Below are 13,717 nucleotides of genomic sequence, written 5' to 3' on the forward strand. Positions count from 1 at the left end.
CCCTCGCCTTCACCCGAGAGAAGACCGCTTTCCCATGCCCATTTCATCTTTACGCTCTGTTCTGCGCCTGACGCTGGTCGGCCTGCTGGCCTGCCTGCTGGCTCCCCTGGCCAGTGCCGACGAGGCCAAGCGCCTGCGCATCGGCATCACCCTGCACCCCTATTACAGCTACGTGGCCAACATCGTCGGCAACAAGGCCGAAGTGGTGCCGCTGATTCCAGCCGGTTTCAACCCGCACGCCTATGAACCACGGGCCGAAGACATCAAACGCATCAGCGGGCTGGATGTGATCGTGCTAAACGGCGTCGGCCATGACGATTTCGCCGACCGCATGATCGCCGCCAGCGAAACACCGGACGTCAAGGTGATCGAAGCCAACGAGAACGTGCCGCTGCTGGCCGCCACCGGGGTTGCCGCACGGGGCGCCGGCAAGGTGGTCAACCCGCATACGTTCCTGTCGATCAGCGCCTCGATCGCCCAGGTCAACAATATCGCCCGGGAACTGGGCAAACTCGATCCGGCCAACGCCAGGACTTACACCGAGAACGCCCGCGCCTATGGCAAACGCCTGCGCAAGATGCGCGCCGATGCCCTGGCCAAATTGACCCAGGCACCGAATGCCGAACTGCGCGTCGCCACGGTGCACGCGGCTTACGACTACTTGCTGCGTGAGTTCGGCCTGGAAGTCACCGCCGTGGTCGAACCGGCCCACGGCATCGAGCCGAGCCCGAGCCAGTTGAAGAAAACCATCGACCAGTTGCGTGAACTGGACGTGAAGGTGATTTTCTCGGAGATGGATTTCCCGTCCACCTACGTCGACACCATCCAGCGTGAATCCGGCGTGAAGCTGTACCCGCTGTCGCACATTTCCTATGGCGAGTACACCGCCGACAAGTATGAGAAAGAGATGACCGGCAACCTCAACACCGTGGTGCGGGCGATTCAGGAGTCGGGCTCATGACATCGAAAGAAACCCTCCTGGCCAACACCCAATCCCCTGTGGGAGCGAGCCTGCTCGCGAAGACGACCAATCAGTCGCCATCATCGTTGAATGACACACCGCATTCGCGAGCAGGTCGAAACGTCGCACCGTCGCTCCCACAGGTTTCGGGACCGACCCTGGATTTTACGGAGGTCTGCCTGACCCTCGGCCGCACGACGATCCTCGATAAAGTCACCTTTCAGGTCCGCCCCGGCAGCGTGCATGCGCTGGTCGGCCCCAACGGCGGTGGCAAGAGTTCGCTGATCAAGACCCTGCTCGGGCAGATGCCGCATCAGGGCCGCTTGAGCCTGCAATGGCCGGGCGAACCGGGCACCATTGGCTATGTGCCGCAGTCACTGGAATTCGACCGTGGCCTGCCGATGACCGTCGATGATTTCATGGCCGCCATGTGCCAACGGCGCCCGGCGTTCCTCGGTTTGAGCAAGCACTACGCGGCAGCGATTGGCGAGGCGCTGGAACGGGTCGGCATGCAGGACAAGCGCAAGCGGCGCATGGGTGCGTTGTCCGGTGGCGAGCGCCAGCGGGTATTACTGGCGCAAGGGCTGATTCCGCCGCCACAGCTACTGGTACTCGATGAACCGATGTCGGCCCTCGATGAGGCCGGCATCCAGGTGTTTGAACGCTTGCTCGTTGACTGGCGGGCGGCGGGTATCACCGTGCTGTGGATCGAGCACGATCTGGAAGCGGTCGGGCGCCTGGCGGACCACGTCACCGGGCTCAACCGCCGGGTGCTGTTCGACGCCACGCCGCAACAGGCGCTGACGCCAGATCGCCTGCTGACATTGTTCTCGACCCATCCGCGGAGCCTTGCCTGATGAGTTACGAAGCCTTTCGTTTGATGGTGCAGGGCTGGGCCTCATCCGGGTATTTGCCCGAGGCACTGGCCTATGGATTTGTGGTCAACGCACTGCTCGCCGGCCTGCTGATCGGCCCGGTGCTGGGCGGGTTGGGCACCCTGGTGGTGGTCAAGCGCTTCGCGTTTTTCTCGGAAGCGGTGGGCCACGCCGCGCTGACCGGCGTGGCCATCGGCATTTTGCTCGGTGAACCCTACACCGGTCCCTACGGCAGCCTGTTCGGCTACTGCCTGCTGTTCGGCATCCTGCTCAACTACCTGCGCAACCGCACCGGTCTGGCGCCGGACACCTTGATCGGCGTGTTTCTCTCGGTGTCCCTGGCGTTGGGTGCGAGCCTGCTGCTGATTCTGGCGGGCAAGATCAACGTGCACATTCTGGAAAACGTGTTGTTCGGCTCGGTGCTGACGGTCAACGGCAATGACCTGTTGGTATTGGCCATCGTCGGTTCGCTGGTCATGGCGCTGGCCTTGCCGTTGTACAACCGCATCATGCTCGCCAGCTTCAACCCGCAGCTGGCAGCCGTGCGCGGGGTGGCGGTAAAGACGCTGGATTATCTGTTCGTGATTCTGGTGACCCTGATCACCGTCGCCGCGGTGAAAGTCATCGGCGCGATTCTGGTGGGCGCCCTGCTGGTGATTCCGGCGGCGGCAGCGCGTTTGCTCAGCCAGTCGCTGAAAGGCTTTTTCTGGTGTTCGGTGCTGATCGCCACGGTGAGCACCCTGTGCGGAATTCTCGCGCCGATTGTCTTCGACCTGCCGATCCCGTCCGGCGCCGCGATCATTCTGGTGGCCGGTATCGCCTTCGCCCTCGCCGCCATCGCCCGCGGTGTCGTCCCCAGCCTGAAAGGGAACCTTGGATAAATGCCTTCCTCTCTGCGACAACTGACCCTGGCCCTCGCCCTCTGTGGGCTGGTCAATACATCCTTTGCGGCCGACAACGCCAAACCGCTGCGCGTTTTGGCATCGCTGCCGGTCACCTATGGCCTGGGCGAAGTGCTGCTCAAGGGCACCGATGTCAGCCTTGAGCGCGCGGCCCCGGCCAACCTGCCCGGCAGCCGTCAGACCGCTTACTTCACTGGTCGTGGCGCCTCGGCGCTGGCCAAACTGGCGACCGACGCCGACGCGGTCATCGGTCTGCGTTCATTGTGGGCGGATGACCCGCTGTACCCGATTGCGCGACGCAGCAACATCCGCATCATCGAAGTCGATGCCGCCCGCCCCGTGGACGGCGCCCTGCCCGGCATCGCCGTGCAGCCGGGCAACAAGGTCGATGGCTTGAACAGTCAACCCTGGCTGGCCAGCAACAACATGGGGCGCATGGCCGATGTGATGGCGGCTGACCTGGTGCGCCTGGCACCTGCGGCCAAGCCGGCGATCGAGGCTAATCTGGCGGCGCTCAAGCAGCGCCTGCTCAAACTCAGTGCCGACAGCGAAGCGCGTCTCGCCGCTGCGGACAACCTCAGTGTGATGAGCCTCAGCGATCACTTCGGCTATCTGGTCGGCGGACTCAATCTGGAACTGATTGGCCAGGACGCGCGACCGGATGCCGAATGGACACCTGAAGCACTGAAGGATTTGAGCGCGACGCTCAAGGACAATGATGTGGCGGTGGTGCTGCATCATCGGCAACCTTCGGAGGCGGTGAAATCGGCCATCACACAAGGCGGGAGCCGACTGGTGGTGTTGAGTACCGATGCCGAGGATCCGGTGGCTGAGCTGGAGGGGAACGTGGATTTGGTGATCAAGGGATTGAGTGGGGCGTGACCCCGCGCCCACTGAGATTTCCCTGTGGGAGCGAGCCTGCTCGCGAAGGCGGCATCAAATTCAACCCATACGTTGACTGATCCACCGCATTCTCGAGCAGGCTCGCTCCCACAGGTATTGCGTCGTCCTCCAGGCATGAAAAAGCCCGCTGACCGTCACCGGTTCAGCGGGCTTTCCATATACGCGGAAGATCAGTGCGCCACTGCCGCCTGCTCATCCATCTTCTGCCGCAAACTCAGCGGACGCATGTCGGTCCAGGTTTCTTCGATGTAGGCCAGGCACTCCTTTTTCAGGCCTTTCTTGCCCACGGCGCGCCAGCCTTCCGGGATAGCTTTGTAGTCGGGCCAGATCGAGTACTGCTCTTCGTGGTTGACCACGACCTGAAAGAGGATGTCCTCGCGGTCGAATACTGACGTCATGCTGTTTCTCCATCACTGTAGGGTGGGCTGCACGCCGCGTGCAGCCGGTATGTAGAAGGAACGTTTCAGAACCCGGAAAATTTAGAGACTGGCAGTGGCAGCGGCCATTGCCCGACCGAAAATCTCGGCCACCTGGTCGATTTCCGCTGCGGTAATCACCAGCGGCGGCAGGAAGCGCACCACACCGCCGTGTCGACCGCCCAGTTCGAGGATCAAGCCGCGCTTGAGGCATTCGCGCTGCACCAGCGGTGCCAGGCGCGCAAACACCGGCGGATGGCCCATGGCATCCGGCTCACCGGTCGGATCAACCAGCTCAACACCCAGCATCAGACCGCGACCGCGAATGTCGCCCAGTTGCGGGAAGTCGCGCTGCAGGAGGCGCAAATGTTCGCTCAGGCGCTCGCCCATGGCGGCGGCGTGTTCGCAAACCTTGTGCTCGGTCAGGTAACGCATCACGGCGGAACCGGCGGCCATGGCCATCTGGTTGCCACGGAAGGTCCCGGCATGGGCACCCGGCGCCCAGGTATCGAGCCAGTCGCGATACACCACCACCGCCAGCGGCAGGCTGCCGCCGATGGCTTTGGACATCACCACCACATCCGGGATGATCCCGGCGTGTTCGAAGGCAAACATCTTGCCGGTGCGGGCGAAACCGCTCTGGATCTCGTCGACGATCAGCGCCACGCCAGCCTGCTCGGTGATGCGACGCAAACCGCGCAGCCAGTCCAGATCAGCCGGGATCACCCCGCCCTCGCCCTGCACCACTTCAACGATCACTGCCGCCGGCAGTTGCACGCCGGCTTCGGGATCGTTGAGCAGGTTTTCCAGGTAATGGAGGTTGGCCTTCACCCCTTGCGCGCCACCCAGACCGAAGGGGCAGCGGTAATCGTAAGGGTATGGCATGAATTGCACGCCGTTACTGAGCAATGCACCCAGTGGCTTTTTCGGCCCCAGGCTGCCCATCAGGCTCAGCGCGCCCTGGCTCATGCCGTGGTAACCGCCCTGGAACGACAGCACGGTGCTACGACCGGTGGCAGTGCGTACCAGTTTCAATGCGGCTTCCACCGCGTCAGTCCCGGTAGGTCCGCAAAACTGAATCTTCGCCTGCGCGGCCAATGCCGGTGGCAACAGGCCGAATAAGTCCTGAACGAACCGGTCCTTGACCGGCGTGGTCAGGTCCAGCGTGTGCAGCGGCAATTCGTCGGTCAGCACTTGCTGGATGGCTTCGATCACCACCGGATGGTTGTGTCCCAGGGCCAACGTCCCGGCACCGGCCAGACAATCGATGAAGCGGCGGCCTTCGACGTCTTCGACATGGATGCCCTTGGCCCGTTTCAGCGCCAGGGGAATGCGACGCGGGTAGCTGCGGGCATTGGATTCCTGCTGGCTCTGGCGGGCCAGCAGCGGTGATTCGTTGAACTGATAAAGCGTCTCGGTCGGGGCGATCTGGGCCGGCTGATCTTCGATAAGGCTGGTGGCGACTGACATTTCTGGACCTCAGTAAGGTTTTCCTGTTCTGGAAACGCTTCAGCGGCTCAAGGATTTAGACGCTCGATCAGCTTTTGATAAAGCGGATGTCAGGCCTTTGTGCATGGGGATCGCTTCGAGCCCTGCGACCACAAAGGCCTGGGCACAGGGCTGATAACCCAGATGCCGGTAGAAGGCTTCGCTGGTGCGGGTGCTGTTGAGTCGTGCCTCATGCAGGCCCTGGCCGATCAGCCAGCCTTCGAGATCCTGTACCAGCGCTTGCCCGGCGCCTCGGCGAAACCATTCCGGTTGCACATAACAGAACGCCACCTGACCGCTGTTCGAGGCCATGGCGACGCCAATCGGTTTGTCCTGCAACAGGGCGATGTTCAGGTACAGCCGCGGGTCAGTGAGCCAGGGCTGGATATGTTCGGTGGTCTTGTTGTGGGTCCAGGTGGCAACGGTTTGCGGATCGTTGCGATGATCGCGCGCGCAACCGACGCGGATGGAGCGCTCGATGATGCGGCTGATGATGCCGGCGTCGGCAGGGGTTGCCTTGCAGGTGTGAATCGGGTCATCCATGGCGCTGTTCCCTCAATCCATTGAGTGCGGGGAACGATAGTCCTGCGAAGTCGGAGCGGCCAATGGAGAGACGTTACTTTTGATGTGCACCACACCACCAACTGTGGGAGCGAGCCTGCTCGCGAAAGCGTTCTGTCAGACACATCAATGCTGGATGTGTTGCCGTCTTCGCGAGCAGGCTCGCTCCCACAAGGAACAGTGCTTTTAGCCCGGCTGCAACGGCATGGTCAGCTCAACCCGCAAGCCATCCGGCCGGCTGTCGAAATGCAAGGTGCAGCCACAGCGCTGGACGATGGCCTGGACAATCGCCAGGCCGAGGCCGCAACCAGTGCTCTGGCCGTTGCGCCAGAAACGCTGGGTCAAATGTTGCAGGTCGTCTTCGGCAATGCCCGGCCCATGGTCGCGGACCACGAACTGCACACGGTTGCCGGTGGTTTGCAGGCTCAGTTCCACCGGCCCGTCACCGGGCGTGTGGCGCAGGGCATTGTCCAGCAGGTTGCGCAGCGCGGCGATCGACAGCACCGCAGGCATTTTTACCGGAGCCTCAGAGAACCGCGCCGGTACCTGCAACCTGATGCGCTGGCGATCGCCGCCGGCCGTGTCCTGGATCGCCAGTTTCGCCACTTGTTCGGCGCTGCACTGCACGCCGTCATCGAACGACAGACTGCCCTCGACCCGCGCCAATAACAGCAGTTGTTCGAGCGTCCGGTGCAGACGGTCGGCACCCTCTTCGGCCCGGGCCAGGGATTGATCCCGTGCCGCGCCATCGGTCATGCGGGCCACTTGCAGGTGGGTCTTGATCGCGGTCAGCGGGCTACGCAGTTCGTGGGCTGCATCCCCGGTCAACCGACGTTCGCGTTCGATGGCCTTGCCGATCCGCTGGAACAGCTGATTCTGCGTGTCGAGCAACGGTTGCAGCTCGCTGGGCAGCGGCTGGACCTGCAAGGGCTCCAGGGAGTCGGCGCTGCGGCGCATCAAGGCATCGCGCATGCGATTGAGCGGGGCCAGTCCCTGGCCGATCCCCAGCCACAGCAGGCACAGGCAACCCAGCAGCGCCACGCCTACCGGCACCGAGGCGGCCAGCAGGATCGACATGTTCAAGGCCTCTCGCTCGATCTGCCGATCCGCCGTGGTGATCCGCAGATCGCCCCGCACCAGGGTAAAACTGCGCCACGGCGCGCCGTCGATGATCTGATCGTGGAAGCCCAGCTTTTCCGCTTCCAGGGTTTGCCCCGGATCGCTGTGACTGCGGGCGAGGATTTCCCCGCGCAACGAGCTGACCTGACAGGCCATGCCACCGGGAATATTGAGCTGCTCGGCACTGAAATGGGTGCCTTCGCCCTTGCTCGGTACCGGCGGCAATTGTTCCATCAGCCCGGCGACCATCCGTGCCGAGGCCACCAGGCGCTGGTCGAGGGAAAACATCATTTGATTGCGCAGGTCGCTGAGCATCCAGGCCGCTGCCAGCGCCCAGATCAGCGCGAACGCTCCGCCGAGCGTCAGGCTCAAGCGCAAACGCAGGCTCATCACTTCGATTGCTCTCCATCATCCGCCGGGCCCAGTCGATAACCCAGACCGCGCACGGTCTCGACAATGCCGTTGCCGAGCTTTCGCCGCAGGTGATGGATATGCACGTTGAGGGCGTTGCTTTCCAGTTCGTCATTGAAACCGTAGACGCTGTCCTTGAGCTGCTCTGTGGACAGCACCCGGCCACGGTTATGCAGCAGGGCCTGCAACAGTGACTGCTCGCGACGCGAGAGGTCCACTGGCCGGCCGGCGAGTGTTGTTTCGCGGCTGCTCGGATCGTACGTCAGGGCGCCATGCTCGATCAGGTTGACGCTGCGCCCCGCCACCCGTCGCAGCAGGGTGTGCAGGCGCGCGGCCAACTCGCGCAGATCGAAGGGTTTGAGCAAGTAATCGTCGGCGCCGGCCTGCAAACCGTCGACACGGTCGGTGACCGAGTCCCGCGCCGTGAGGATCAGAACCGGCAGCTCCAGGCCGTTCTGGCGCAACTGCTGCAACAACTTCAGGCCATCTTCGTCGGGCAGGCCGAGGTCGAGCACCATCACATCGAACTCCGCCACCTTGAGCATCGCCCGGGCCGCGGACGCCGTGGCCACGTGTTCCACGGTCAGTCCCTGGGCGGTCAGGCCGGCGACGATGCCGCTGGCGATCAACTCATCGTCTTCGCAAACCAGTACGTGCATGGGCAGCTCCATAAAAAATACGAGTCAAACAAACCGGTATTAAGTCCGGATTATGTCGGTGAATGCGGCGGGAGAGAAGCTCGGATCCCGCGTACAGCCATCGCTGCGAAGCCGCTTTTTGCCCAGATCAATATCACTCCGTTCACGAAAACAAGCCCACAACAAAACTGGCAAACTTATCCGAGATCGAAACAACGAAAAATAAAAATCAAAACAAAAACGCCCCCAAAGCGTAGTAACTTCAATACGCAATTTAGAACCCATTACTCTGAAATTACATCAACCCCATCATTCACTTTTAAACAACCACTGAAAGGAATCAGTTCATGCCAGCACTTAAAAACTTTGTAGCCATCGACTGGCGTTCGGGTAAAGACAAAATTTACTTCTTCTTTAAGGACATCAACCAATACTCTCGATTCGATCTCGCTAATCATACTGTCGAAGCGGAATACCCCAGGAAGATCAACGCCGGCACCTGGCATGACTTTCACCTGCACGCCAAAGACCTTCGCTTTGGGTTCACGACGACTGCTCACGAATCAAAAATAGAAGGCTCTGCCAGTGTGCGCGAGTTGGACCTGGATGTTTCGTGGCTGTTTTATTACGTCGGCGACACGCCGACAGTCTGCCGATACGATCAGGATCAGGACAAAGTCGTTAGCGTGCATTCAGTAAAAGACTCGAAATGGCATCAACTACTTCCCTACTTTGATCGCATTGTTGCCGGCACCTGGTGATATTCGCCTGGCTACCCTTTCGTATTTCGCTTCCTTATGAACGATGGCACATTCCTCAATCTCGACCTTCAACCTGAAGCGGTAACTTTCAAACAAAAGAAAATAAACCACCTTCCCATTACCAACAAACACTATCCCGGACTGGAACTCTACAAACACAGAATCATTGGCGCCGTCCAGGACGACCATCCGCTGTTTAATCGTTATTACTATATTTTCCTGACCAACAACCAGTTCATCCGATACAGCATCGAGAACGATCGTGCCGAAACGGGTCCGATCAATATTGACGACCATTCCTGGCCGGGGTTGTTACGCGACTGAACGTCGTGGTGTCGGCACAACCGGTCAGTTGGGCGCGGTTAATCATTGGTTAATCGCCGCCGCCCATTGTGCACCTCACTTGCACAGGGATAAGGGTTACCCATGCGTCATCTGTTTTTACTTTTTGTGCTCTTGATTTCGGGTGTGGCCCAGGCAGGGACCAATCCGTTCGAGACCAAACCTGAATTCCTGCCGGTGGAAAAAGCATTCGTTTTCACCTCCGAACGCCTTGAGTCAGGTGAAACACAGCTCTATTGGCAAATCACCGACGGTTACTACCTTTATCAGAAACGCCTGAAGTTCGATGGGTTGCCTGCCGAGCACCAACCTGTTTTGCCGCCGGGCGAATCCCACAGCGATGAGTTCTTCGGCGAACAACAGGTTTATCGCCAAGGCCTGGAGTTGAAGATTCCGGCGGGTGCGAGCGGCAAGATCAAGGTCAGCTTTCAGGGCTGCGCGGATGCCGGCCTGTGTTATCCGCCACAGACCAAGGTCGTGGATCTGGTCGGCAATGGGGCTGTTTCCTCGACGAACGAAGCACCGGACCAGGCCCTGGCCAGCAACCTTCAACAAAGGGCGCTGGGTTGGAGTCTGCTGGTGTTCTTTGGCCTGGGGCTGCTACTGGCCTTCACTCCGTGTTCGCTGCCAATGTTGCCGATTCTCGCCGGGTTGATCGTCGGCAGCGGTGCCTCGCCCAAGCGCGGTTTTGCCCTGGCCGGCAGTTATGTGGTGAGCATGGCGCTGGTATACGCGGCGATGGGCGTGCTGGCGGCGCTTCTGGGTGCGAACCTGCAGGCACTGTTGCAGAACCCTTGGCTGCTGGGCAGCTTCGCGGCGATTTTCGTGCTGCTGGCGTTGCCCATGTTCGGCTACTTCGAGCTGCAACTGCCGGTGGCGGTGCGTGATCGCCTGGAAAACGTCTCGCGTAATCAGCGCGGCGGCAGCCTGCTAGGGGCCGGCGTGCTGGGGGCCTTGTCCGGTCTGTTGGTCGGCCCGTGCATGACCGCGCCGCTGGCCGGCGCCCTGCTCTACATCGCCCAGAGCGGCAATGCGCTGCATGGCGGGCTGATCCTGTTCGCCCTGGGCATCGGCATCGGCGTGCCGCTGTTGCTCCTGGTGACCATCGGCAATCGCTTCCTGCCCAAACCCGGCGCCTGGATGAACCTGGTCAAGGGTATCTTCGGCTTCCTGTTCCTTGCCACCGCCTTGTTGTTGCTGCGCCCGGTTCTGGATGAATCGCTGTGGGTCGGCCTGTGCGGCGCGTTGCTGTTGATCGCGGCGTACAGCGCCTGGAAGCAATCGGACGGTTTTGGTCGAATTGCACACCTGTTCGGGGCTAGCGCCTTGCTGCTCGGTCTATGGGGCAGCCTGTTGGTGATTGGTGCCGCCGGTGGCAGTGATGATCTGTTCAAGCCGTTGCAGGTGTTCCGCGCTTCGAACTCGGCCGTCGCCGCAGTGCCAACGGGCCACGACGCCTTCACCACCCTCAAGGACCCCGCTGCCCTGCAACGTGAGCTCGACGCGGCGCAAGCACAGGGCCAGTGGGTATTGCTGGACTACTATGCCGACTGGTGCGTGTCGTGCAAGGTCATGGAAAAACAGGTGTTCGGCAAAACCAAAGTGCTCGAAGCCCTCGGCGATGTGCGCTTGCTCCGACTGGACGTCACCGCCGACAATGCCGCCAGCCGCGAACTGCTCGGCCGTTATAAAGTGCCGGGGCCACCGAGCCTGTTGTGGATCGGTGCCGACGGCGTTGAGCGTCGCAGCCAGCGCATCACCGGCGAGGTCGATGCCGAGACTTTCCTGCAACGCTGGACCATCACCCGAGACGCCCGTTAATGCTGACCTTTACCCTCGGCACCTTTGCCATCGCGCTCAACCATCTGCTGCTGATCAGTGCATTGGCGCTGGCGACGTTTGTCGGTTGGCGGGTGGCCAAGCGCGGTGGCGAGAACCCCGAGTCGGCCCTGTTCAGCCTGTTCCTGATCGGCATGCTCGCGGCGCGGATCGGGTTCGTCGCGATGTACTGGACGCACTATCGCAATGATCCCTGGCAGGTCATCGACCTGCGTGACGGCGGTTTCCTTGCCTGGCCGGGTGTGATCGCGCTGGTCCTCGCCACCCTGTATCGAGGCTGGCGTCGCCCGGGTCTGCGCCGCCCCCTGGGTTTTGGTGTGGGCAGTGGCCTCGCATTCTGGCTGCTGGCGACCTTCTCCCTGGCGATTTACGAACAAGGCACGCGCCTGCCTGAGATCACCCTGCGCAATGCCGCCGGTGAAACCGTGCAACTGGCGGACTACAAGGGCAGCCCACTGGTGATCAACCTGTGGGCCACCTGGTGCCCGCCCTGCCGCCGCGAAATGCCCGTGCTGGAAAACGCCCAGCAACAGCGCCCGGACCTGACGTTCCTGTTCGTCAATCAGGCCGAAAGCATGCAAAGCGTCGCCACCTTTCTGGAAACCCAAGGCCTGAGCCTGTCCAACGTGCTGTTCGACGGCAGTGGTCGCCTGGGCCAGGCCGTGGGTTCCATGGCGTTGCCGACTACGCTGTTCTATAGCCCCGACGGTCGCCTGTTGGGCAGCCATCTGGGCGAGCTGTCGCAAGCCAGCCTGGCCCGCGCCCTGGAAAACTTCGACTCCGCACCCGCCACCTCTTCAAGGAAACTGCCATGCCCCGCCTCCGCCACCTGCTGACCCTGACCTTGGGTGCCGCCCTTCTGCACCTGCCGTCGGTGCAGGCCGAAGAGCTGCCTGATGCGATCAAGAAAATCGAATCCAAAGGCGCGAAAATCGTCGGCCAGTTCGATGCACCCGGTGGCTTGCGCGGTTATGCGGCGCAATATCAGAACCGCGGCATGGCGCTGTACCTGACGCCGGACGGCAAGCACGTACTGCTGGGCAATCTGTATGACGCCGAGGGTAACGACCTGAGCAGCGCGCCGTTGCAAAAACTGGTGTACGCGCCGATGGCCAAGGAGGTCTGGGGCAAGATGGAAGCGAGCAACTGGATCGCCGATGGCAGCAAGGATGCGCCGCGCGTCGTCTACATGTTCAGTGACCCGAACTGCCCGTACTGCAATGTGTTTTGGGAACAGGCGCGGCCCTGGGTCAAGGCCGGCAAGGTGCAGCTGCGCCACATCATGGTGGGCATCATTCGCGAAGACAGCCCCGGCAAGTCCGCTGCGCTGCTTGCCGCCAAGGACCCGCAAAAGGCCCTGCACGACCACGAAGCCGCTGGCAAAGGCAGCTCGCTCAAGGCGTTGAAGGAGGTACCGCCGGCGATTCAGGCGAAGCTCGCCGCCAACATGCAATTGATGGAAGACCTGGAGCTGCAAGCCACTCCGGCGATTTTCTACATGGACAGCAAGGGCGAACTGCAACAGCAGCAAGGGGCGCCGTCGCCGGAAAAACTGGTGAAGATTCTCGGGCCGAAGTGACCTCAAGGCCCCTTCGCGAGCAGGCTCGCTCCCACATCTGAACTGCAAACAAAGTTCCTTTGTGGGAGCGAGCCTGCTCGCGAAGGGGCCAGTAAAAACGACTAACTTCTCTGCGCTAAAAACTCCAGCAGGGTTTCGGTCACAAACCCCGGGTTTTCCAGATTGGAAATATGCCCAGCCTCCGGCACCAGCACACACGGGCAACCGATCAACCCGGCCATTTCCTGCGCTTCACTCGGCGGGCGCGGCTTGTCCTGATCGCCACAGATCACCAATGTGGTCGCTGCATCCAACTCGCCCAGGCGCGGCAACAGATCGTCGCGGCCAAACGTGATGCGTCCCATCGGCACGATGCTTTCGCGCAGACGCTCGGCTGGCAGCGCGGCCAGTTTGGCGCGGAAATCCTGATACAACGCCGACTGTGGATCGATACCGGGACGGAAGAAGATCGGCACCACGATATCCAGCAACTGCGGCGCGATCACACCGGTTTCCTCGATCATCTTGAACAGCGAGAAGTAGTACTGGCGGGTCGGTTCCGGCTCGACGCCGACGTAGGTGTCCATCAGCGCCAGGCCGTTGAGCCGCTGCGGTGCCGATAGTGCCAGACGCACACCCCACATGCCGCCGACCGACAGGCCGACCAGGGTCACGCGGTCGATATCCAGATGATCGAGCAGCGCCAAAGCCTGGCGTGCCACATCGTCCAGCGACATCGTACCGGCAGGCAAGGCTCCCGATTCGCCATGGCCCCACAGGTCCAGGGCGATCACCCGGTACTGTTGCGACAACGCGGCGATCTGCGGCGCCCACATGGCCTGGTCCCACAGGTAACTGCCAGCGAGCAGGACGGCCGGGCCGGTGCCTTGATCGATGTAGTGAAGGGGTTGTCCGTCAATGGTTACAAAGGGCATCGAATGGC

General features: G+C 61.6%; 15 protein-coding genes. 9 read left to right on the forward strand and 6 right to left on the reverse strand.

All coding sequences use genetic code 11. The features are described from left to right. Positions 1-34 precede the first annotated feature (34 nt). The 4 genes from HNQ83_RS14545 to HNQ83_RS14560 are packed head-to-tail and all read left to right on the forward strand — an operon-like array spanning position 35 to position 3,620. Positions 35-961 carry a metal ABC transporter substrate-binding protein gene (locus tag HNQ83_RS14545; protein ID WP_175389605.1) on the forward strand — a complete coding sequence of 309 codons (927 nt, stop codon included), beginning with the start codon at positions 35-37 and terminating at the stop codon, positions 959-961. Continuing rightward, on the forward strand, positions 958-1,818 hold the full coding sequence (locus HNQ83_RS14550; protein ID WP_256668991.1) for a metal ABC transporter ATP-binding protein: 861 nt from the start codon (positions 958-960) through the stop codon (positions 1,816-1,818). Before HNQ83_RS14545 ends, HNQ83_RS14550 begins: the two co-directional genes overlap by 4 nt. Next, positions 1,818-2,717 (forward strand): metal ABC transporter permease, encoded by a 900-nt coding sequence (locus tag HNQ83_RS14555; RefSeq protein WP_003226663.1) that lies wholly within the window; start codon positions 1,818-1,820, stop codon positions 2,715-2,717. The genes HNQ83_RS14550 and HNQ83_RS14555 overlap by 1 nt, the downstream gene beginning before the upstream one ends. Continuing rightward, on the forward strand, positions 2,718-3,620 hold the full coding sequence (locus HNQ83_RS14560) for a metal ABC transporter solute-binding protein, Zn/Mn family (protein WP_175389606.1): 903 nt from the start codon (positions 2,718-2,720) through the stop codon (positions 3,618-3,620). It abuts the gene before it with no gap. Between the two features lie 191 nt (positions 3,621-3,811). On the opposite strand, the gene HNQ83_RS14565 is transcribed toward HNQ83_RS14560, so the two are convergent. The 5 genes from HNQ83_RS14565 to HNQ83_RS14585 form a co-directional block, all read right to left on the reverse strand. Beyond that, complete coding sequence (locus HNQ83_RS14565) at positions 3,812-4,039, reverse strand: MbtH family protein (RefSeq protein WP_175389607.1); 228 nt, start codon at positions 4,037-4,039, stop codon at positions 3,812-3,814. 81 nt (positions 4,040-4,120) lie between these two features. Beyond that, positions 4,121-5,527 carry an aspartate aminotransferase family protein gene (locus HNQ83_RS14570; protein ID WP_175389608.1) on the reverse strand — a complete coding sequence of 469 codons (1,407 nt, stop codon included), beginning with the start codon at positions 5,525-5,527 and terminating at the stop codon, positions 4,121-4,123. 39 nt (positions 5,528-5,566) lie between these two features. Beyond that, complete coding sequence (locus HNQ83_RS14575; RefSeq protein WP_175389609.1) at positions 5,567-6,088, reverse strand: GNAT family N-acetyltransferase; 522 nt, start codon at positions 6,086-6,088, stop codon at positions 5,567-5,569. Positions 6,089-6,292: 204 nt separating this feature from the next. Next, complete coding sequence (locus tag HNQ83_RS14580; RefSeq protein ID WP_175389610.1) at positions 6,293-7,618, reverse strand: ATP-binding protein; 1,326 nt, start codon at positions 7,616-7,618, stop codon at positions 6,293-6,295. Then, positions 7,615-8,295: a response regulator gene (locus tag HNQ83_RS14585; protein ID WP_175389611.1), complete on the reverse strand. Its 681-nt coding sequence runs from the start codon at positions 8,293-8,295 to the stop codon at positions 7,615-7,617. Before HNQ83_RS14585 ends, HNQ83_RS14580 begins: the two co-directional genes overlap by 4 nt. A 326-nt stretch (positions 8,296-8,621) precedes the next feature. Between HNQ83_RS14585 and HNQ83_RS31460 the strand changes: the two genes are divergently transcribed. The 5 genes from HNQ83_RS31460 (at position 8,622) to dsbG (ending at position 12,795) form a co-directional block, all read left to right on the forward strand. After that, positions 8,622-9,035, forward strand: coding sequence for a hypothetical protein (locus tag HNQ83_RS31460; RefSeq protein WP_306156678.1), 414 nt, complete (start codon positions 8,622-8,624; stop codon positions 9,033-9,035). A 36-nt stretch (positions 9,036-9,071) separates the two neighbouring features. Further along, on the forward strand, positions 9,072-9,359 hold the full coding sequence (locus HNQ83_RS31465) for a hypothetical protein (protein WP_306156682.1): 288 nt from the start codon (positions 9,072-9,074) through the stop codon (positions 9,357-9,359). Positions 9,360-9,461: 102 nt separating this feature from the next. Further along, positions 9,462-11,198, forward strand: a complete 1,737-nt coding sequence (gene dsbD / locus HNQ83_RS14595; RefSeq protein WP_175389612.1) for a protein-disulfide reductase DsbD — start codon at positions 9,462-9,464, stop codon at positions 11,196-11,198. After that, the gene (locus HNQ83_RS14600) at positions 11,198-12,052 is read left to right on the forward strand and encodes a TlpA disulfide reductase family protein (RefSeq protein WP_175389613.1); all 855 of its coding nucleotides are present in this window, start codon (positions 11,198-11,200) and stop codon (positions 12,050-12,052) included. Before dsbD ends, HNQ83_RS14600 begins: the two co-directional genes overlap by 1 nt. Then, the gene (gene dsbG, locus HNQ83_RS14605) at positions 12,028-12,795 is read left to right on the forward strand and encodes a thiol:disulfide interchange protein DsbG (RefSeq protein WP_175389614.1); all 768 of its coding nucleotides are present in this window, start codon (positions 12,028-12,030) and stop codon (positions 12,793-12,795) included. Before HNQ83_RS14600 ends, dsbG begins: the two co-directional genes overlap by 25 nt. A 101-nt stretch (positions 12,796-12,896) precedes the next feature. Here dsbG and HNQ83_RS14610 read toward each other — a convergent pair whose 3' ends face one another. Beyond that, positions 12,897-13,709 (reverse strand): alpha/beta fold hydrolase, encoded by an 813-nt coding sequence (locus HNQ83_RS14610; protein ID WP_175389615.1) that lies wholly within the window; start codon positions 13,707-13,709, stop codon positions 12,897-12,899. Between the last annotated feature and the right edge of the window lie 8 nt (positions 13,710-13,717).

This window comes from Pseudomonas sp. C2B4 (genome assembly GCF_013359695.1).
Lineage (GTDB): Bacteria > Pseudomonadota > Gammaproteobacteria > Pseudomonadales > Pseudomonadaceae > Aquipseudomonas.